Source organism: Methylophaga sp. UBA678, assembly GCF_002299105.1.
In the GTDB taxonomy this organism is placed as follows: domain Bacteria; phylum Pseudomonadota; class Gammaproteobacteria; order Nitrosococcales; family Methylophagaceae; genus Methylophaga; species Methylophaga marina.
In genome coordinates this window covers 47,625-69,317 of sequence record NZ_DBNG01000027.1, presented here as the reverse complement: position 1 = coordinate 69,317, position 21,693 = coordinate 47,625, and the positions used below count along the sequence as shown (strand labels likewise).

Sequence of the window (21,693 nt, the reverse complement as noted above, 5' to 3'; positions counted from 1 at the left end):
TGAAAGTCAGTAGGTCTTTTTTTTGCAAAGTACTTAACGTTTTTGCAAAAACGATTTTTATTTGTCATTTTTTTATAGCACCATGTGGAGCTTGATTTGAACCGAACAGGGAAGTGTGATGAAAAAAGCAGTTTTAGTACTAGTCCTTATCGTTATTGCTGGGCTTGTCGTATGGCAATACAAACAAGAGGAAACAAAAACATCAGCGCTTTTGCAGTATGTGCCTGCTGATACGGCATTTTACATGGGTGGCACGCTTGATAAATCCCTCGCTGTTTTTTTAGCCGATTCCCCTGTTTTTGGTTTTTCCCCCACAGAAACTCGTTTATTGGACGACATTCAATCTGAACTGTCAGTATCTAATACACCCGCGGCAAGATTTTTAACCGCTTTATTCTCAGACTACAGCCAAAAAACGGATGGTAGCTACCAAGCGTTTGTCGATTATTTTGGTCTGGCTTCTGAAGGCGATTATGCAACCTATTTACATGGCCTGGTGCCAGTCATAAATATGCCCATCGTCGATCAGGCAAAGTTAGTCACATTGTTTAAAAACCTGTCAGAAGAAGCTGGGATTAGTTTCCAGGAAAAAACGCTGGGTAAACAATCTGTATTGAGTTGGGTGGTGGACAAAAAAAATCTGCAATTGGTTTTGGCGACAACAGAATCTTCTGCTGTATTCACCCTGATTACAGATAAAGATACAGAAACGGATACTGCTGAGCGTCTTGCACAAACACCCGTTCCCGTCTCTTTCGAGGAAGATCTAGCCAATATTCGTGAGCAACAGCAATACACCAATGATTTAGTTTTCATGCTGGATATTGAAAAATTAATGAATGGGCTTTTCGTTGCTGATAATTCCAGAGCATCAAATGATTTCAAACGCTATTTTTCAGATACGCCTCTGGCTCAAAAAATGATGAATGATCCTGATATGCAAATCTGTCAGGCAGATACTTTAAAATTGATTAGTCAGGTACCTCGTCTGTTGATGGGATATAACGATATCGAAGTCAAAGATAATCAGCTCATAGCTAAAGTCAGTGCGTTATTAGAGGTACGTCATCCATTAGTGCTTAATGTTCTGCAAAGCATGCAAGGACACATCCCAGATCATGTTGTTGATGCAGAAGATAAAATCTCAAGCATGGCTGTAGCGCTGGATATGGATCAACTGACGCCCGGCGTGACAAAATTATGGACTGAATTTGCCAATGCCGAGTTTAGTTGTCCAGATTTACAACAAGCGCAAGTCAAATCAAAACAAATGAGCCCGATGGTACTGGGCGCAGTCACTGGAATGGCTCAAGGTATAAAAGGCTTAGGACTTTCCTTGTTTGATTTGCATATTGATACAGATGCAGCCAAGCCGTTGTCTATCGACTTTTTACTAAGTTTGGAAACAAGCAATCCAACTGGCATTTTGTCTCTGCTTCAGCTTGTGCCAGAACTGGCGAATATCCGTATTCCGGCGGATGGTACCGAGGTGCCGCTGAATCTCCCTTTACCTATCGATATCCCAACTTTTGCAGCCATCAAAGGATCGCATGTCGTTGTGTATAGCGGAGAAAAAAGCCAACAAGCCATAAGCGCTATTGAATCAGAAGAATTGACGCCAAACGCTTTAGGTTTCAGCTCTAGCATCAACTATATAAAGTTGGTAGACCTCATGGAAAATACGGATTTTAGTGCGATACCCGGCACAAATATGGAAAGCTGTATGGAGGTGTATTCTGCATTAGACACATTGCGTCGAATGGAAATGCAATTGAGTTATCGAAGTATGGTGAATGACAAGGGCGTAGGCATTGATAGTTTAATTACGCTGAATAAACCCGAAGCAACTAACGACAATTTTGATATTACCGGCCAGTGGCATACGGCTTATCTAGATGAGACATGCCAATGGGTAGAGGATGGTGCTGAACAGTGGAATGAAGATGGCACAGGTAGCTATAAAGAAACCAGCCAGAAGGCGAGTTGTGATTTATATCAAACCCAGTATCAATGGCAGCGGAAGGGCAGAACCTTAACGCTAACTGATACATCAGCACCAAAGTATCGTGATTCATGTCAGGATGAGTGGCAACAGGATGTTCAGAAAGAAACACTTGTCTGCGACATGATCAATATCAAAGAAGATAGTTTTCAATGCCTGTATTTCATTGATGGCAGTGAGCCCTTTATTTATCAATACACACGCTAGTGCGGAAACGCTAAACGTCGTTCTTGATTACTTGGCCTCGTCAACCAAATCCAAGAGGTTGACGAGGTTCATTTTAATCGCCAACCGAGTTAACTCAATATCGCTATTCACGCCGAGTTTCTTTTTGATAATGTAATGGGAATTAGCCACGGTCTTGGGACTGATATTCAACAGATCGGCAATGTCTTGGCTCGATTTGGCTTCTAACAACAGGCGTAAAATCTCAAACTCTCTAACCGTCAACTCATCAATGGCAGACTGTTCTTGGCCCAGTTTCTCCATCGCCAGCGCCTGTGCAATATCAGCGCTTAAGGTATGTTTGTTCTCACTTATCTGGGCGATCGCTCTAATCAGTACTTCAGGATCACTGCTTTTAGTAATGTAGCCAAGTGCTCCCGCTCGTGTGGCTTGAATCGCAAAACTCGGATTTTGATGCATACTAAACACAAGCACTTTCGCCTGATTATCAAATTGGCGAATACGTTCAATGGCTTTTAGACCACTTTGGCCCGGAAGGGATATATCCATCACCACCACATCTGGCTTATGTGATTTATAGAGAGTGTATGCCTCTGCGCCATCACAGGCTTCGGCAATAACTTCAAAGTTCACTTGTTTTTGCAATAAAGCCCGGTAACCTTCCCTGACAATCGCATGGTCATCCACTAACATGATTCGTATAGAGTTATTCATCGTCAGGCTTCCGCTTTTTGAGTCATTGGTAGAATGATGGTTACCACCAGTCCGCCATTAATTTGTGTGTCCAGACTGAGATCACCGCCGAGTGCTGCAACCCGTTCATGGATGCCGAGTAGCCCCAAGCCATTACTGCTAGAAAAAGCACTCAAATCAGCCACACCATCATCTTTTATGATGAGTGATAGGGCGTTCTCTTTCTGAATATTGATATTGACCTCAGCGTGCTCTGCACTGGCATGTTTCGCGATATTTGTCAGACATTCCTGCACAATTCGGTAAATATGTACCGCCAAGGTTTCGGCGAGTTCATCCATATTACCGACAAGAGATAAGCTGTAATGCGTTTTGCCTGAGCTGCGTTGATTCCAGCTTTTTATCAACTGTTTCAAGCTGGTTTCCAGTCCGAGTTCATCTAGCTCTGCGGGGCGTAATCGCGTCAACAGATCGCGAAGCGCACTCATCATATGCCCGGTAATGTGACGAATAGAATTTAGCTCCTCCACTATTTCCGGACAGGTATTTTTAGCCGACTGTGATGCCGATGTGGTGACGGCATTGATACCGGCCAGGCATTGACCAAACTCATCATGTAACTCTCTGGAAATGTAGCGATGCTCTTCTTCCTGGGTATTCATAATCTTGATCGAGAGTTGTTTGTTTTCCGCCATGATATTTTGTTGGGTACTGACTAAGGCATTGATGGCATGACTGGTACGTTTCCATTCAGCGATATCAAAGTCCGGTAGACGTATTGCTAAGTCTCCGGCTCGCATTTTTTCGAGGCCAGCGACAATATCTTTCGCGGGTTTTAGCATGCGATTAATGGTGATAAAAACCAGGCAACATAGAGCCATGATGGTGACTACAAGTACGCCAAGCGCAGCTTGTAAGTTATGCCAGGCGCGTGCTGTTTCAATATCGACATTCAATGTCACCAGTATTGTCCCGTACTTTATCGCATTGAAATTGACCGACCGTTTTACTTCCACGCCTGGGTTAAAAAATTGTGTATAAAAATGCCCGAACCAAATCGGGTAATCCTTATTTGATGCCTGAGTGGCATTACATAAACTGCGTTGCCGACTTTGTGTTCGGGATAAAAATTGCGTGCATGAACCGGGAACACTATCAATTTTGTTCCATAGACCAATATCCGGAAAAGATTGTGTAAAGTCATAACGTTGAAACATTTGTAGCAATTGTTGTCGGATTTGGTGCTCAATCCTGCTCGCCGTCGCCTCTGCTTCATTGAGTGCTTGTTGATTGGTTTGATACAACACATACCATGCACTGCTGACGATGCAGATCACCGCAATAATCAAAATTCGCACGAAGAGTTGGAGTTGTAGATTCATCCGTTTTTCACTGATACAAACATGAAGCTAGTCTAGGAGTAATCCAGACATCTGCAAAGCGCTGTTTATTGTGTCGGGAAATTTGCCCGATGACACTAGGCATATTTCGGCTGAACGCAGATTAGGATAAAGTTCTAATATGATTCATCAACTGAGCACTATTCATCCGGTAGGTCAGTGTGGATTGCAAACTCATAAAGCGGTCTGAAATGATAGCGTCATAAGATTATTTGTTGATACATATGATTTTATGTCAATGGACTGGCTAGAGTGATGAAATAAAAAAACCAATAAGGGGAGAGAAAATGGCTGAATCTCAGCTTTTACAGACAGCGAGAGAACAAGCGCTGGCGTTAGAAAATGTCGTCAATCAAGTTGTCGTTGGTCAAAAAGAAGCAGTTAGATTGATTTTGATTGCCTTACACGCACGGGGTCATGTGCTGCTGGAAGGTGGTGTAGGTGTAGGTAAAACCACCTTACTACGTACGTTTTCAAAAGCGCTGGGTGGTGCTTTTGGGCGTATTGAGGGTAGCGTCGACTTAATGCCGAATGACCTGCTCTATAGTGCTTGGGTGAATGCAGAAGGTAAACCGGTCATTGATCCTGGCCCATTGATTAATCATGGTGCAGAAACAGCCGTTTTCTTCTTTAACGAAATTAACCGTGCCAGACCTCAGGTGCAGTCATTATTACTTCGTGCCATGGCTGAGCGCAGTGTTGAAGCATTTGGTAAAGAATATCGTTTCCCCCATATGGTGGTGTTTGCCGATCGCAATGCGGTAGAAAAAGAAGAAACATTTGAACTTAGTGCCGCCGCTCGTGACCGTTTCTTATTTGAGATAAATATCAGCCGCCCGACTGATGACGCGATTCGTCGCCAACTTATTTTCGATCCTGCGTTTCATGATGTGGATCAGCTGCTGAACACGATTGGTGAACCCTTACTGGACTATCAGCAATTAAATGCTCTGGATCATGATATTCAACGTAGTATTTTTGTATCACCTGAAATTGAAAATTACGTGGTTCGTTTATGGGATGCCAGCTGGACGCCGCATGAATTAGGTATCGAAATGCCTGATATCTATGTGGAAGACCTGGTGGTGGCCGGTGCCAGTGTACGTGGTATGTCAGCCATGGTAAGAGCCGCAAAAGTGGCTGCCTGGTTGGATGGGCGTGATCATGTATTACCAGATGATATACATACCGTTTTATTACCTTCCATGACACACCGTGTCTTCCTTTCTCCAGTGTATGAAGGTCGACGCGAACAAATTATGCCGCAATTTGTTCGAGCTCTTCGCGATCATATCGCGACGCCTTAATCTGTATGGCTATCAGAAACCTGCCTCAGCAGGAGTTTGTTTATCGTTTTCCCGATAAGGTGTTTAGTCATGTGCCAGGCGCGCATAGCGGTACAGCGTTAGGCAGTGGCGATCGGTTTGCGGGCTTTGCCGATTTGTTTGATTATCCTGACCCTCGTCGTCTGGATATACGTGCCAGTTTGCGTCATCAAGCCGCTGATGTGACTCAGCAAGGCCAACAACGCTGGTTGGTAAAACGTTATCAACAACGTTCATCCATCACGTTGTGGCTAATGTCTGATATCAGTCAATCCATGACGGTTTCCAGTGTGAATCATCAACGACTGGCAAAACTGGCTCATATGATCGCACACAGTGCAATTGGTATTGGCGATAAGTTTGCTATGACGGCGTTTGATAGTGAATGGCGTCAAGACATGACGATTATGCCCACTACGCAACGTAGCATGCCGGCATTTGCGGCTGAGCGTCTGATGGATGCGGCTAAACCAAAAGCACCTGGGGCGGCGGGCTTAACACATGCCACCGATCTGATTAACAGTAAACGTGCCATGGTCTTTTTGGCTTCCGATTTTTGTTTTGATCTGAGCTTGTTGGAGCAAAGTTTACGCAAATTGTCGCAATATACGGTCATCCCGATTGTATGGCGGCATGACGATGTCGATCACTTTCCTTCGCATGCGGGATGGGCAGAAACACGTGATGCTGAGACAGGTCAGCGGCACAGCGTCTGGATGCGGCCAAGTATTAAAAAGCGTTGGCAACAACAAATGGATGACCATTTTTCTCAACTCTCAGCGTGTTTTATGCGTTATCGCATAAGACCACTCTATGTTGAGGGCGATGTGACGCCACAACAGTTGACCGAATATTTTTACGCCATGAAAAACTCATAGGAATACAGACAATGCGATTATTTGCTCTGTTTTTATTTACGCTGGTGACAGCAAACGCCTTTGCGGAAGATGTCACTATTCGTTTTGATCGTAGCTGGGGATTACTGGTCGGTGACCAGATCCAGGCAACCATTCATTTACCCGTAGATAGCAGTCACTTAGAAGCCCACTCACTGCCACAAGTCGAAAAACGTTATGGCCCTTGGCTGCAGTTGTTAAAGCGCCAGTCAGAAGGGACGGTGATGACATTAACGTTTCAGATAATTAATGTGCCAGCACAGACTCGGGAAGTGCAAACACCAGAAATAGAACTTCGCACAGAAGCAGGAGAGTTCTTAAAGGTGCCTGCGACTACACTGGAGCTGGGTTCATTTTTATCGAATGCGGATGGTAGTCAATATCAGCCACGTGCCGATGCTGTGTTACCGCCTCAAAGTCATCAACAGCTTCTGACTGAGTTGTGGATTGCCATAGCTGTTTTATTTGTCGCTATCTTAATCTGGTTGGCTTGGCACTTTGGTTTACGGCCACGTCATCGTTTGCCATTTGCGACAGCCGTATTTGAGTTAAATAAAATGCGTTTTCTGGGGCGCAAAAATGCCGATGAAGCCAGTCGTCAATTGCACCATGCATTTAATCGCAGCGCAGGTCGTGTGCTTGTTAAAAATGATCTGTCAGTACTGTGGCAGAAATGCCCTTGGTTGGAACCGCTGGCCGACGAGATTGAACACTTTTACCAGCAGTCAGCCAGCCACTTCTTTAGCCGTGAGCCAGTGGAACAAGCACCATTCTCCGCCTCTTTTGAACTGGCAAAAAAATGTCGTGCTAAGGAGAAAATGGCATGATGCTAGCCGGTTTGGAATGGGATCATGCCTGGCTTTTGTTTTTATTGCCGCTGGCATTATTACCCTGGTTTAATCACAATCTGGATAAAACCGTCGCCTGGGTGAATCTGGTTCCCGTCGATCCTTTATCACGTGTAATTAATCTTACCCTGAAAAGCTTGGCTTCTCTCGTCATAGCTTGCCTTATCCTGGCATTAGCCTCACCCAGTTTACCTGAGCAGAAAAGAGAGCGAATTGGTGAAGGTGCGGAGATCGTGTTGTTATTAGATCGCAGCCGAAGTATGGATGATCCTTTTGCTGTCAAAGCACAAGCTGCAGCAGTCAGTGTAGGGGGCGATAATTCAAAACGTAATGTGGCTCGGGAGTATTTAACGGAGTTTGTCAAAAATCGTCCTGATGACCGATTTGGCTTCGTCTTTTTCAGTACCAAAGCTATTAATCTTTTACCGTTGACCTATGACAAAGAAGCTGTTTTAGCAACGATTAATGCTAATGCTCTGGGTAAAGGCTTATCAGACACCAATATGGCTGAGGCATTAATCAGCAGTGCCAAAATGTTTGAAGACCAGCCTTATCGTGGTTCCCGAATTGTCTTGTTGGTGTCTGATGGTGGGCAATTATTAACAGATGAAGCTAAAGAAGAGATTGCCAGCACTTATCGTGAGATGAATCTCACGATTTACTGGATATATCTTAAATCCAGACAGGAAATGACACTCGAAGCCAGCGAAAATGACAATTTGTTGTGGGTCGACATTCCTGAACGGAAATTACATACGTTCTTTAAATCGATAGGTGTGCCTTATCGTGCATTTGAAGCTGGCTCATTAGAAAGCTTTGCAGATGCCTTATCTGAAATTGATCGCCAACATTATCAAACACTGATTGTGGAAGAAACACTGCCACACGAACCTAAAGAAGATGTCTTTCTCTGGTTGGCGATGTTAGCCATGTTGTTATTGGCAAGTTCACATTTATATACATGGTGGGGAGTAAAAAAAGCCCATGAATAAGAAATTACAAACACTACGTTTTTCGTTGATTGTATTGATTTTGGCCAGCACCGCTTCGGTTATCTATTTAGCCATGCAATTGTGGCAAGAAATACAGGTTGAGCAATACATTACTTCACCCTCGGCCAGTGATGATGTACCAGACGATGCTCGTGCACATTTTGCTAAAGCGGCTGATTTTGAGAAGCAGGAACAGCATGAATTGGCCTTGGATCAGCTCACTATTGCTTTGGGTAATGCTTCGGGTGAATTGATGCCTTTGGCTTTTTACAATCGCGGTAATATTAATTTACGCGCAGCGCTGGAGATGACGGAAGCTGATGCCCGTCAGTTACCCTTAATCGAATTAGCTAAACAGGATTTTCGACGTGCTTTAGCGATAGATCCCAATCTCTGGGATGCACGCTATAACCTGGAAGTGGCATTGAGAGCGGTACCTGAAGATCCGGCTGTTAACCCTAACTATGAAAAGAATGTGATCAGCAGCCAGCGTTCAATTGAGAGTAAAGCGTTCAAGGTAGATCTTCCATGAGAGTGAGTTACCAAAAACGTATATTGCTAACAGCCATTGTGATGCTGACGGCGTTTATATTTGTTGTGGCTGCTTTATGGTTCCCGCTGGTCAAGCGAGATGTCAAAATCATGGATGCCATCTTTGTCATCGATATCACCGACAGCATGAATGTGAAAGACGCTGAATTAGACGGGGAGAACGTCAGTCGCTTAGCGTGGGCCAAAGAGTTTACGCGCAGAACGTTATTAGAAATGCCATGTGGTGCTCATGCGGGATTGGCTATTTTCAGCGAATCCAGAAGTTTAATTTTGATGAACCCGGTTGAAGTCTGTGGGTCTTATCATGATTTGATACAGATGCTTGAGCAGGTCAATCCTTATATGGCCTGGGCCCGTTCCAGTGAAGTATCAAAAGCGGTCTATACCGCTATTCGTCAGGCTAAAGAGATTGATCCCAGACCGACCATTGTGATGTTGACAGACGGGCATGAATCTCCCCCGATTAATCCCACCTTATTTCCTAAGTTTGCTGGTAAGCCAGGTGAGATTCACGGAATCTTAGTCGGGATTGGTGGTGAGGAGCTTCTTCCTATCCCTAAAACAAATGACAAAGGTGTGATTGAAGGCGTATGGGGAATCAATGAGGTGATGCATGAAGATGTGTTTGCTTCAATGCGAGCTGATAGGGATGTCAATGTGAATAAACCCAGAAGTGAACACCTGTCCTCACAGAAAAAATCTCACTTGGCTACCTTAGCGAATCGGGTAGGATTTGCCTTTGTCTCATCACCAAATGACCCGGTGGATCTAGTCGATACTATCCGAGATGAGTCTAACACCCGTGAGCAAACCATCGATTATGATTTATATGCCTGGTTTGCTGGTGCAGCCTTGTTTTTAATTTTGTTGGTGTTTCTACCCTATAGGTGGTTTGTACGAACAGACGACTAACACATGGAGTGAGTTATGTTTGACAGGGATTGTCATTTTAGTCTGACGATTTTCAGATCTTTTGTATGGCTGCGCCTGGCAGGATGTTATGACTGAGTTCAATTGGGCTCATCCTGTTTTTTTCTACTTTCTGCCCCTGGCCTTGTTACCCTGGCTGTTTCTGAACACGACTAAAACGGTTGTTTGGCAAGGGTTTATTCCTAGAGACTCATTGTCTTTAATACTGTCATGGCTTAGCAAATTGTCAGCATCCGTTGCTATTATTTTTCTATTTCTGGCTCTGGCGAATCCTTACATTCCTGAACAAGTGGTTGAACGTACTCGCCAGGGAGCGGAGTTTGTCATTCTGTTAGACCGTAGCCGCAGTATGGATGATCAATTTGCTAGGCCGCCATGGAATACCCTTCGAAGGGACACTGTGATTAGTAGAAGCAAACGCGAAGTTTCAAGGGATTATCTTGCTGAGTTTGTGAAGCGCCGTCCAGATGACCGTTTTGGTTATGTTTTTTTTAGCACCAAATCAACTGAAATATTGAAGCTTACCTACAACAAAGAAGCCGTTCTGGCGACGATCAATGCTGGTGGACTCGGTAAAGGTTTATCTCAAACGGATATTTTCAAAGCGCTGAGTTTGGCTGTGAATATGTACAAAGATGAGCCTTACCGTGGATCACGAAATATTTTACTCATTTCCGATGGTGGCCAAGTTTTTTCTGCCGAGCAGACAGCATACCTGCACCATGTTTTTAAAAAGATGCGTCTGAATTTATATTGGATTTACCTACGATCAATGAAAGGCATGACGTTGGACGCCAGCGATAATGACAGTCTGCTCTGGATTGATATGCCAGAACGGAAATTGCACAGAGCCTTTAAAAAACTGGGCGTACCTTACGAGGCTTTTGAAGCAGGCTCACTGGATGAGTTTTCTAAAGCCATTGATGAAATCCACAAACAGCAATCACAGCCTCTAATTGTGGAAGAGCGTGTACCGAAGCAATCTCATCATGATCTTTTTTTGTCGATAGCGTTACTCGCTTTTTTACCATTGGTACTAAGCCGATGGTTAACTGTGCTGGGCGTGTATCAAGCGACACATAAACCCTAGCGCGAATATCGCAATTATTATCTGGCTTTGTTATCTTGTAGAGCTTGTTCAGCCTGCACGTATCAGGCTGATAGCACCATCTCTATATTGCAGGAATCACTATGTTAGAAAGTCTGTCGCCTGATCAACTTATTGGTTTACTGGCAATTGTTGTTGTGGTTTCTGCTGCATTAGCTTATTTAGTATTTGCTTTACGTCATAGCCGCAAAACAGCCGAACTACAAAACCACATACACGCCTTAGAGCTCAGTCAGAGTGGACAAGAACAACAACTGCAAGCGGCATTGGCTACTGAGTCACGATTAACGACTGCTTTGGATGAACAGAAGCAACAGATTCTTCAACTCAATCAAACATTGGAACAGACAAAACAGCAGTTACATCAGGCTGAAAAACAATCGGAAACAGCACAGGCTAATTACCAGTCTTTACAACAGCAATTCACGGATAAAAAAGCTGAGCTGCAACAGCAAATAGAGGCGTTTCAGGACTTACAGCAAGCTTATCAGTCACTCTCCAATCAACATACCGAGTTAAAAACGACTTTAGAGAGAAGGGAAGAACATTTCAAAGAGCAAATGGCGCAGCTGGCAGATACCAAACAATCAATGACTAAAGAGTTTGAGAATCTGGCAAACAAGATTTTTGAAGAAAAAGGCAAAACATTCACCGATACCAGTAAGTCGAGCATTGATGTGCTGCTGAAACCTTTTCGTGAGCAGATTGAAGGGTTCCAGAAACGGATTAACGAAGTGCATGATGCGTCAATCAAGGGCAATACTAATCTGAATGCTGAAATTAAAAAAGTATTGGATATTGGCCTGAAAATGAGTGAAGACGCCCATAACCTGACTTCCGCTTTAAAAGGCGACTCTCAGCAACGTGGTGCCTGGGGTGAAGCACAACTAAGACGGACTCTGGAAATGAGCGGCTTAATTGAAGATGCCCATTTTGAAGTACAGACAGCATTTAAAGATGCTGAAGGCAAACAGAAACAAACGGATTATTTGATTAAACTGCCAGATAATAAACACATCATTATTGATAGTAAGGTCTCCCTTAACGCTTATGACCGTGCGGTGTCAGCAGACACACCAGAATCATACAGCTTGGCGATGGCGGATCATGTCAGAGCGGTGCGTAAACATATTGATGATTTGGCTTCAAAGGATTACACCAATGTGGTCGGCATGCGAAGTCCCAGCTTTGTGTTGATGTTTATGCCAATTGAGCCTGCGTATATTGAGGCATTAAAAAATAACAAGGATTTGTTTGAGTATGGCTATAAAAAAAGCATTGTACTGGTGTCTCACACCACGTTAATACCGATTTTGAGAACGGTCTCTAATTTGTGGATGATGGAACGTAGTAATGCTGAAGCTCGGGAAATCAGCGAAAAAGCAGGGGATATTTACAATCAGGTGGCGATTGTCGCTGAACGATTACAAAAATTGGGCAATACTTTGGGCACAGTTAGTAATCAATATAATCAGGTCATCAAAGGTGTGGCAGGAAAGCAGGGCTTATACGGCAAAGTGGATCGCTTTGGTCAGTTATCAACGAAAGTCAGCAAATCATTGCCACAATTGGAAACGATTGAACGTGATTACGAAACTGAACCGCTTACCATGATTGTTGAAGCCATAGAGGAAGAAGATGATCCCCAGTTGTTATCGCATAATGAACAATCAGTCTCTGCCAAAGAATGATGAACTCTGATGTGATTAAAGATAATGAAGCCTGGCTGGATATATCACTGACACAGCAACATTGCTGGCTGCGTCAGGCTGATAAAGTCTTGTTTGAAGCGCCTGTTTCTACAGCGCTAAATGGTCCCGGTGAGCAGAATGGCAGTGGTTGTACACCGCGTGGCTGGCATCTGATCCGTGCAAAAATTGGCGATAATCAGCCCATCAATAGTGTTTTTGTCGGGCGTCGTCCTACGGCTGAAATTTTCAATGCAGCCTTAAAAGCGCAACTTCCCAATCGTGACTGGATCCTGACTCGAATTCTTTGGCTCAGCGGCATGGAAGTCGGTAAAAACCGACTGGGAAATGTTGATACAATGCGCCGTTATATTTATATCCATGGTTGTCCTGATGAGTTACCGATGGGGGAGGCGCTCTCTCATGGGTGTGTGCGTATGCGTAATCAGGACGTAGTGACGTTGTTTGATCAGGTTCACCCTGGTCTTAAAGTCTGGATCCACGAATAAGGTTAAATCACTATGGCATTAGGCCCCTTGATGGTCGATTTGCTCGGCACTGAACTGAGCGAAACAGAAAAAGAAATGCTTAAACATCCCCTGGTCGGCGGGGTAATTTTATTTAGTCGTAATTTTGAATCAGTCGAGCAAATTACCCGTTTATGTGACGACATCCATCAGCTGAGACAACCGCATCTGCTGATTTCTGTCGACCACGAAGGCGGTCGTGTCCAGCGTTTCAGAAAGGGCTTTAGTCGTTTACCACCTGTGGCTGCCATAGGTAAGGAATATCATCAGCATCCAAAATTGACGCTGGAAAGAGCAGAGCAAACCGGCTGGTTAATGGCTGCAGAATTAAGATCGGTTGGTGTTGATTTCAGTTTTGCACCTGTACTGGACTTAGATTATGGCGTTAGTCAGGTGATTGGCGATCGTGCCTTTCATCGTGATCCGTTAGCGGTAACGGACATCGCTCGTGCTTATATTCAGGGTATGAAACGCGCCTGGATGTCGGCGGTAGGAAAACATTTTCCAGGTCATGGCGCAGTAGAAGTCGACTCACATCTTGGCTTGCCTGTTGATAGCCGTCATCTGGAAGATATGCTGCAGGCCGATATGTTGCCATTTACCCGTTTATGTCAAACTGAGCTGGCAGGCATTATGCCTGCACATATTGTTTACGAAAATAATGACAAACTACCGGCCTGTTTTTCACCGTTTTGGTTGCAGGACATGCTACGCGGTAAACTACAGTTTCAGGGTGCCATTTTGAGCGATGATCTGAGCATGGAAGGGGCTGCTATTATGGGAGGCCCTCTGGAAAGAGCCGAAGCAGCGTTATCTGCCGGCTGTGATATGGTGCTGGTATGTAATAATCCCGGTAGTGTTGAGCAGGTAATTGATGGCCTGAAAGTCGCGACTGATCCGTTGAGAAACGCACGTTTGATGCGCCTGCATGGTCGGCATTCGACGCCTCGTCATGAATTACAACAAAGTGCCGAATGGAAACAGGCTGTGCAAACCGTGATGGATTACGCACCTGATCCTGAGATGGAGTTAAATCTCACATGATAACGAGGTCGTTGTTTTTCTTTTTGATGATATGGAGCTTGTCAGTCCATGCCGGCGGCGGAATTAATCCTGCCGCTATTGTCGGCATGCAGAGTTCATCGAGCCAGGAAAAATCTGTTGATATCACGGTTGAGAAGCTTAATCTGACTCAGCCCCGAATCACGGTAAAACACTTCATCAAAGCGATGGATAAAGTGGCTGAAGGGGATAATAGTGCGATCGAACACGCTGTTTCGACCTTTGATTTATCCAATGTCAGTCCGCTTATACGAACGGAGCGTGGTCGCGAAACGGCACGCCTGCTATACAATATTATTCAGATCGCCAAGACGCCAAAAGTCAGTGAGATTCCTGAAAATCCGAAAGGCAAGCAATATACCTATCTAAGAACAGATAATGGCAATATTGTGCTTAAGCTTGATGAGCAAGGTGATTGGTTATTCAGTCCAGAATCTATTGAAGCCATTCCTGATATTTTCAATGAACTCAGTCACAACAAAGAGCTGGTTGAAAAGTCTTCAGCAAAAGTGTCATTACCCGTCAGTGTCAGATTACGATCAGATATACCGGAATTTCTGAGGACTGGTTTCTTATTAGAATATTGGCAATGGATTGGCTTATTTCTGATTATTGTTATCGGATCTATTGCAGACAAATCTCTGGCATTTTTATTAAAACTGCATATCAAACGCCGTAAACAGAAACATGCCTTATACACAGAATTAGATGATGATGTACTGCGTCCCCTAGGTTTAATGGCCATGGCTCTGATGTGGTGGTCAGGTCTGAATTTACTGGGTTTACCTGATACGGCACTGTTGATTTTGCTGGTGGCGGTGAAACTGTTAGTGTCAATCTCAGGCATTTGGAGTGCGTTCAGACTTGTCGATATTTTTAATGCCTATTGGACTGCCCGCGTCAGTAGAACGCAGACCAAGTACGATGACTTATTAGTGCCCATGATCACGAAGAGTATGAAAGTATTTGTGGTCGTGATGGGAATCGTATTTGCCGCCGATAATCTGAATATTGATGTCACTAGTTTATTAGCAGGTCTTGGTCTCGGTGGTTTAGCCTTTGCATTGGCCGCTAAAGATTTATTGGGTAATTTCTTTGGTTCCTTAACTGTGCTGATGGATCGTCCCTTTCATATCGGTGACTGGGTTGTCATCGGTGATATCGAAGGAATGGTGGAGGAAGTTGGTTTTCGTAGTACACGAATCCGTACCTTTTATAACTCATTAGTCACCATGCCTAATTCCATATTAACCACCACCAAAATTGATAATATGGGCGCGCGTCGTTATCGTCGTATGCTGACAAAATTAGCAGTCACCTACGATACGCCACCAGAAAAAATTGAAGGTTTTTGTGAGGGTATTCGACGCATTATTCAGTTGCATCCCTATATGCGTAAAGACCTCTACCAAGTCTACTTTAACGATTATGGTGCCGCTTCATTAGATATTCTCTTGTATGTGTTTTGGGCGACACCGGACTGGAACACCGAGCTTCGAGAACGCCATCGTTTTTTACTGGATGTTCTGAGATTGGCACATCAAATGGAAATCGAGTTTGCGTTTCCAACCCAAACGCTTTATCTAAAACGAGGTCAGAATGGGGTACCAAAAGCGTCACCCTATTCCCCTGCGATGAGTCAGGAAGAAGCCTTTGCCAAAGGCCATGCAGAAGCTGAGTCGATTGTAGGGCAGACACTGGGCGATAGAATTCCAGGCCCTGTTGAGTTCCCTCGCTAAATTAATCACAGAAAATAGGTTTAATACATTAATGCCAAAATCGTTTGTCCATCTTCATTTGCATACTGATTATTCACTGGTTGATGGTTTAGTCAGAGTCAAACCCTTGGTCAAGCAAGTGGCCGATGCAGGCATGCCTGCTATTGCGATCACCGATCATCATAATTTATTCGCGGCGGTGAAATTATTTAATGCGGCGATGCAGGCTGGTGTGAAACCGATATTAGGTGCCGATCTGCGTTTGCGTGATCCGAATGACGCCAAGCAAAGCACGCGGTTTGTGTTGCTGTGTATGAACCTGGATGGGTTTCACAATCTGTCACGCCTGTTATCAAAAGCCTATATGGAAGGCCAGCACCTCGGTGTACCGATGCTGGAAGCTGAGTGGTTGCAAGGCCAAACTGATGGACTGATTTGTTTATCTGGCGGTCGTGAAGGTATTTTGGGTAAAGCCTTACTCAATCATCAGAAAGATGAAATTGAGCAGCAGCTTAACTTCTGGCAGACATTGTTTCCTGACCGTTTATACATGGAGTTGATTCGTACCGGACGAGAAGATGAAGAGCGGTTTATCCGGGCAGCTACAGCTTTAGCAGCAGAAAAAGACTTACCGGTGGTCGCGACCAACGATGTGCGTTTCTTAACCCCTGATCAATTTGAAGCACATGAAGCCAAAGTCTGTATTCATGAAGGTCGTCAGCTGGATGACCCACGTCGTCCAAGGAATTACTCGGAGCATCAATATCTTCGAAGTGCTGAAGAGATGACCGCCTTATTTGATGACATTCCTGAAGCAATAGAAAATACGGTTGAAATTGCCAAACGTTGTAATCTGCAACTGACACTGGGTGAGCATTATCTGCCTGACTTCCCAGTACCAGAGGACATGACCATTGAGCAGTTTTTCAGTGAAGAATCTTTCAAAGGCCTTGCTGAACGCTTAGAAGTATTGTTCCCCGACGAAGCCGACAGAGAAGCGAATAAAGCACGCTATGAAGAGCGTTTGCAGATTGAGCTGGATGTTATCAACCAAATGGGCTTCCCAGGCTACTTCTTGATCGTTGCTGACTTCATCCAGTGGGCGAAGAATAATGATGTGCCGGTTGGGCCAGGACGGGGTTCGGGTGCAGGTTCTCTGGTGGCTTATGCCTTAAAAATCACCGACCTTGATCCCTTGCAATATGACTTGCTGTTTGAACGTTTTCTTAACCCTGAGCGTGTTTCTTTGCCCGACTTTGACGTCGACTTTTGTATGGATGGTCGTGACCGGGTTATTGAATATGTGTCACAACATTATGGTCGGGATCACGTATCACAGATTATTACCTTCGGGACCATGGCAGCCAAAGCGGTATTGCGTGATGTCGGCCGTGTATTAGGTCATCCCTATGGCTTTGTTGATCAGCTCGCAAAATTAGTCCCGTTTGAATTAAAGATGACACTCAGCAAAGCGATGGAACAAGAGCCATTGCTGAAAGAGCGTTATGACAATGAGGAAGAAGTCAAAACCCTGATTGACCTCGCTTTACAGCTGGAGGGCTTAACCAGAAACGTCGGTAAACATGCCGGTGGTGTTGTTATCGCGCCAAAAGTATTGACCGAGTACACGCCAATTTATAGTGAGCACAATGGTGCTGGTCTTGTCTCTCAGTTTGATAAAGATGATGTGGAGAGTGTCGGTCTGGTGAAGTTTGACTTTCTGGGCCTAAAAACGCTGACAGTGATTGACTGGGCAATGAAAAACGTCCGCACGCTGCTACCTAAAGAAGACGCCGATAAAATCGATATTGCCAATCTACCATTGGACGATAAACCAACCTACGCTTTATTGAAGCGTTGTGAAACAACCGCCGTATTCCAGCTTGAATCGCGTGGGATGAAAGAGCTGGTTAAACGCTTACAACCTGATAATTTTGAGGATATCGTGGCCTTGGTGGCGTTATTCCGTCCTGGTCCATTGCAATCGGGCATGGTAGATGACTTTGTTAACCGTAAACATGGTCGAGCAAAAGTTGATTACCCTCATCCCGATCTTGAGCCTGTATTGAAGCCAACCTATGGAGTCATTGTCTATCAGGAACAGGTTATGCAAATCGCCCAGATCCTGGCGAACTATAGCCTGGGTGGCGCCGATATGTTGCGCCGTGCAATGGGTAAGAAAAAACCGGAAGAAATGGCCAAACAACGTTTATTGTTCCTCGAAGGGGCAGCTAAACGGGGCATTGAGGAAAAAGAAGCCGGACCGATTTTCGACTTGATGGAAAAATTCGCTGAGTATGGTTTTAACAAATCTCATTCGGCGGCTTATGCCTTAGTCGCTTATCAAACCGCCTGGTTAAAAGCCCATTATCCTGCCGCGTTTATGGCAGCCGTCTTATCTGCGGATATGGATAATACGGATAAAGTCGTTGGCTTGATTGATGAGTGTCGTGATATGAAACTGAAGGTGCTACCACCTGATGTGAATCACAGCAAAATCAAATTTACCGTGGAAGATGAAAGAACGATTCGTTATGGCTTAGGCGCAATTAAAGGCGTGGGTGAGTCTGCCCTGGCCGGTATTGTATCTGAGCGTGAACAGGGCGAAACCTTCAGTTCTTTGTATGATTTTTGTCGCCGGGTTGATATGCGTAAGATTAACCGTCGGGTGATGGAGTCGCTTGTGAAAGCGGGCGCCATGGACTCTCTCGGTGGACACCGCGCCAGTATTGAGGCCAGCCTGACAAAAGCGATGCAGATCGCCGATCAACACCGGCGTAATAAAGACAGTGGTCAGAATGATCTGTTTGGACTCAGTCCGGAAGTTGATAGCGGTCAGGATGAACCTCTGGAACAGGCCGCGGAGTGGGCAGAAGAACATTTATTACAGGCTGAAAAAGACACCCTGGGTTTATACCTGAGTGGTCATCCGATTGATCGTTATCAACAAGAATTGGCTGAATTCATCCCCAAACGCATAAATGAACTGGATGCGCCTGAATCTAAAGGGTATCAGCGTAATGAAAAGCCAGTGTTAACCGCTGGCTTGGTGGTGGCGATTCGCACCATGAAGTCAAAAAATGGCGGCCGTATGGCTTTTATCACATTGGATGATCAGAGTGGTCGTCTGGAAGTGCGAGTGTTTGCCGATGTTTATGACCAATATCAGAGCTTTATTCAGCCTGACAAGCTGGTAGTGATTCAAGGCAAAATCGGACAGGACAACTTCACTGGGGGCCTAGCCACGACAGCAGAAAAAGTGTTTGATATCACTGGAGCGCGCGAAGCGTTTGGTCATTCTCTCCAGATTAATATTGATAATAAAGACAAGGTCAGTCAGTGGATAGAACAAATGAAAAATACGCTGACGCCTTTCAAGGGTGGTGCTTTATCACTGGAGTTGTTATATCAGAACGAACAGGCAAGCACGGTAATTATGTTAGGTGATGACTGGCAGGTTACCCCCAGCGATACTTTGATGAGTCAGTTAGCTATGTTGCCGGAAAGTCAAAACGTCACCGTTCGATACCGTGCTACGATGACAAATTGAGCACTCGAAAAGCGTGAAACGCATAATAGTATGCACATTCGCATTGTTGTAGGATAAATACACTATCTGAGCATTGTTGCAAGAGGACCCGCAAAGTGGATATGACACCTTATTTCAGACTGATGGCAGACAAGGATGCCTCAGATATGTTTTTCTGCACTGGCACTGAACCCCATATCAAAATTCAGGGCGTCATCAGACCGGTTGGCACCCAGAAATTAGCGCCCGGTGATGTGAAAGAAATGGCTTATTCGATGATGACGGATGAGCAGGCAAAGGAATTTGAAAGCACACTTGAGATGAACTTTGCTGTTCCTCTGAAAGGCGTGGGGCGTTTCCGGGTCAATATTTTCCGTCAGCGTGGCGAGTGTTCTATCGTGATTCGTTATATCAGAACCTCCATTCCAACCTTTGAACAAATTGGTTTGCCTGATGTGCTCGGTGATGTGGTCATGGAAAAACGTGGACTGATTCTGGTGGTGGGGGCAACAGGTTCAGGCAAGTCAACCACGCTGGCATCGATGATAGGTCATCGCAACCGTAATTCCAGTTCACATATTCTCACTATTGAAGATCCGCTGGAGTTTGTGCACAAACATGAACGCTCAATCGTGCAACAGCGTGAAGTGGGTATTGATACTTTATCTTATGAAAACGCCTTAAAAAATGCCTTGCGTGAAGCGCCCGACGTCATTCTTATTGGTGAAATCCGTGATATGGAAACAATGAAACACGCGATTAACTATGCTGAAACGGGTCATCTCTGTCTGGCGACATTGCACGCTAATAACGCCAATCAGGCATTAGACAGAATTATTAACTTTTTCCCTGAAATTTTGCACCGACAGCTATTAATGGATTTATCGCTTAATTTGCGAGCCATTATTTCTCAACGATTATTGCCAACCAAGGATGCAGGGCGTGTACCTGCCGTTGAGGTCATGCTGAATTCTCCATATATCTCAGATTTGATCAATAAAGGAGAAATTGGCAGTATCAAAGATGCCATGCGTGACAGTAACGAAAAAGGTACCATTACATTTGATCAGGCGCTGCTCGGTCTGTATCGCAGTGGTAAGATCACAGAAGAAGACGCATTAATGAATGCCGATTCGCGTAATGATTTGAGTCTGGCTATTCGTCTTGGTGACGACAGTGCCGGGTCAGACACACCAGATGAATTAATTCTCAGCTAAGTGTCTCACTGGCTTAATGTGTATAATTCACCCATTTTTGAATATCTAAGGTAATCCTGATGCAGTTAAATTTCCTTGACTACGAACAACCCATCGCTGAGCTCGAAGCGAAAATTGATGAGTTGCGCTACATGAGTAATGACAGTGATTTAAATATCACTGAAGAGATTCAAAAGTTAAAGGAAAAAAGTGAAAGTCTGACAAAATCGATTTTCGCTTCATTAACGCCCTGGCAAATCACACAAATGGCGCGTCATCCACAGCGCCCATACACCCTTGATTACATTAAATTACTTCTGACAGACTTCGAAGAACTGCACGGTGATCGCACGTACGCTGATGATGCGGCTTTGGTCGCCGGGATCGGTCGTTTAAATGGTCGTCCTGTTGTGGCGATTGGCCATCAAAAAGGGCGTGACACCAAAGAAAAAGTCGCCAGAAACTTTGGTATGCCAAGACCAGAAGGTTATCGTAAAGCATTGCGTGTGATGAAAATGGCAGAACGCTTTGGCATGCCTGTGATTACCTTCATTGACACGCCTGGCGCTTATCCTGGCATCGGTGCTGAAGAACGTGGTCAAAGTGAAGCGATTGCCCGTAATCTGTTTGAAATGGCACAATTAAAAACGCCCATTATCAGTACAGTCATTGGTGAAGGTGGTTCTGGTGGCGCATTAGCTGTAGGTGTTGCTGATCATCTGATGATGCTTGAATACGGTATTTACTCGGTGATTTCCCCTGAAGGTTGTGCATCTATTTTATGGAAGAGTGCCGAAAAAGCCTCAGATGCCGCAGCCACATTAGGTGTGACTTCTTCACGACTGAAAGAATTGAAACTGATCGATGAAGTTGTCGCTGAGCCTTTAGGCGGTGCGCATCGTAACGTGCCTGAAATGGCAAAACGCGTCAAACAAGCCATTGAAAATAAACTGAAAGAGTTAGAAAAACTCCCTGCTGATAAATTAATCAAACGCCGTCAGGAAAAGCTGCTGAATTACGGCGCTTTTGAGGGATAAAAAA

At 44.7% G+C, this 21,693-nt stretch carries 17 protein-coding genes; 15 read left to right on the top strand and 2 right to left on the bottom strand.

Annotated elements, in window-relative coordinates:
* Positions 1 to 118 precede the first annotated feature (118 nt).
* Positions 119 to 2,209 carry a hypothetical protein gene (locus B3014_RS13260; RefSeq protein ID WP_289244955.1) on the top strand — a complete coding sequence of 697 codons (2,091 nt, stop codon included), beginning with the start codon at positions 119 to 121 and terminating at the stop codon, positions 2,207 to 2,209.
* A 27-nt stretch (positions 2,210 to 2,236) separates the two neighbouring features.
* Here B3014_RS13260 and B3014_RS13255 read toward each other — a convergent pair whose 3' ends face one another.
* Both B3014_RS13255 and B3014_RS13250 read right to left on the bottom strand, forming a co-directional pair.
* Positions 2,237 to 2,902, bottom strand: coding sequence for a response regulator (locus B3014_RS13255; protein WP_289244954.1), 666 nt, complete (start codon positions 2,900 to 2,902; stop codon positions 2,237 to 2,239).
* A gap of 2 nt (positions 2,903 to 2,904) precedes the next feature.
* Positions 2,905 to 4,263 carry a sensor histidine kinase gene (locus B3014_RS13250; RefSeq protein WP_289244953.1) on the bottom strand — a complete coding sequence of 453 codons (1,359 nt, stop codon included), beginning with the start codon at positions 4,261 to 4,263 and terminating at the stop codon, positions 2,905 to 2,907.
* A 305-nt stretch (positions 4,264 to 4,568) separates the two neighbouring features.
* On the opposite strand from B3014_RS13250, the gene B3014_RS13245 reads away from it, so the two are divergent.
* The 14 genes from B3014_RS13245 to B3014_RS13180 all read left to right on the top strand — a co-directional run bounded on the left by B3014_RS13245 (position 4,569) and on the right by B3014_RS13180 (position 21,689).
* Positions 4,569 to 5,588 (top strand): AAA family ATPase, encoded by a 1,020-nt coding sequence (locus B3014_RS13245; RefSeq protein ID WP_286305045.1) that lies wholly within the window; start codon positions 4,569 to 4,571, stop codon positions 5,586 to 5,588.
* A gap of 5 nt (positions 5,589 to 5,593) precedes the next feature.
* Positions 5,594 to 6,484: an MxaS protein gene (locus tag B3014_RS13240; protein ID WP_286305044.1), complete on the top strand. Its 891-nt coding sequence runs from the start codon at positions 5,594 to 5,596 to the stop codon at positions 6,482 to 6,484.
* An 11-nt stretch (positions 6,485 to 6,495) separates the two neighbouring features.
* Positions 6,496 to 7,329 carry a hypothetical protein gene (locus tag B3014_RS13235; RefSeq protein WP_289244952.1) on the top strand — a complete coding sequence of 278 codons (834 nt, stop codon included), beginning with the start codon at positions 6,496 to 6,498 and terminating at the stop codon, positions 7,327 to 7,329.
* Positions 7,326 to 8,342 carry a vWA domain-containing protein gene (locus B3014_RS13230; RefSeq protein ID WP_289244951.1) on the top strand — a complete coding sequence of 339 codons (1,017 nt, stop codon included), beginning with the start codon at positions 7,326 to 7,328 and terminating at the stop codon, positions 8,340 to 8,342. The genes B3014_RS13235 and B3014_RS13230 overlap by 4 nt, the downstream gene beginning before the upstream one ends.
* Positions 8,335 to 8,874 (top strand): MxaK protein, encoded by a 540-nt coding sequence (locus tag B3014_RS13225; protein ID WP_289244950.1) that lies wholly within the window; start codon positions 8,335 to 8,337, stop codon positions 8,872 to 8,874. The genes B3014_RS13230 and B3014_RS13225 overlap by 8 nt, the downstream gene beginning before the upstream one ends.
* Positions 8,871 to 9,806, top strand: coding sequence for a VWA domain-containing protein (locus B3014_RS13220; protein ID WP_289244949.1), 936 nt, complete (start codon positions 8,871 to 8,873; stop codon positions 9,804 to 9,806). The genes B3014_RS13225 and B3014_RS13220 overlap by 4 nt, the downstream gene beginning before the upstream one ends.
* Before the next feature lie 88 nt (positions 9,807 to 9,894).
* Positions 9,895 to 10,914: a vWA domain-containing protein gene (locus B3014_RS13215; protein WP_289244948.1), complete on the top strand. Its 1,020-nt coding sequence runs from the start codon at positions 9,895 to 9,897 to the stop codon at positions 10,912 to 10,914.
* Between the two features lie 101 nt (positions 10,915 to 11,015).
* Complete coding sequence (rmuC, locus tag B3014_RS13210) at positions 11,016 to 12,623, top strand: DNA recombination protein RmuC (RefSeq protein WP_289244947.1); 1,608 nt, start codon at positions 11,016 to 11,018, stop codon at positions 12,621 to 12,623.
* On the top strand, positions 12,620 to 13,129 hold the full coding sequence (locus B3014_RS13205; RefSeq protein ID WP_289244946.1) for a L,D-transpeptidase: 510 nt from the start codon (positions 12,620 to 12,622) through the stop codon (positions 13,127 to 13,129). The genes rmuC and B3014_RS13205 overlap by 4 nt, the downstream gene beginning before the upstream one ends.
* A gap of 12 nt (positions 13,130 to 13,141) precedes the next feature.
* Positions 13,142 to 14,191, top strand: coding sequence for a beta-N-acetylhexosaminidase (gene nagZ, locus B3014_RS13200; protein ID WP_289244945.1), 1,050 nt, complete (start codon positions 13,142 to 13,144; stop codon positions 14,189 to 14,191).
* Positions 14,188 to 15,948, top strand: a complete 1,761-nt coding sequence (locus B3014_RS13195; protein WP_289244944.1) for a mechanosensitive ion channel family protein — start codon at positions 14,188 to 14,190, stop codon at positions 15,946 to 15,948. The genes nagZ and B3014_RS13195 overlap by 4 nt, the downstream gene beginning before the upstream one ends.
* Positions 15,949 to 15,979: 31 nt before the next feature.
* Complete coding sequence (dnaE, locus tag B3014_RS13190) at positions 15,980 to 19,477, top strand: DNA polymerase III subunit alpha (RefSeq protein ID WP_289244943.1); 3,498 nt, start codon at positions 15,980 to 15,982, stop codon at positions 19,475 to 19,477.
* A 95-nt stretch (positions 19,478 to 19,572) separates the two neighbouring features.
* Positions 19,573 to 20,673: a PilT/PilU family type 4a pilus ATPase gene (locus B3014_RS13185; protein ID WP_414673349.1), complete on the top strand. Its 1,101-nt coding sequence runs from the start codon at positions 19,573 to 19,575 to the stop codon at positions 20,671 to 20,673.
* 59 nt (positions 20,674 to 20,732) lie between these two features.
* Positions 20,733 to 21,689, top strand: coding sequence for an acetyl-CoA carboxylase carboxyltransferase subunit alpha (locus B3014_RS13180; protein WP_289244942.1), 957 nt, complete (start codon positions 20,733 to 20,735; stop codon positions 21,687 to 21,689).
* Positions 21,690 to 21,693: the final 4 nt, after the last annotated feature.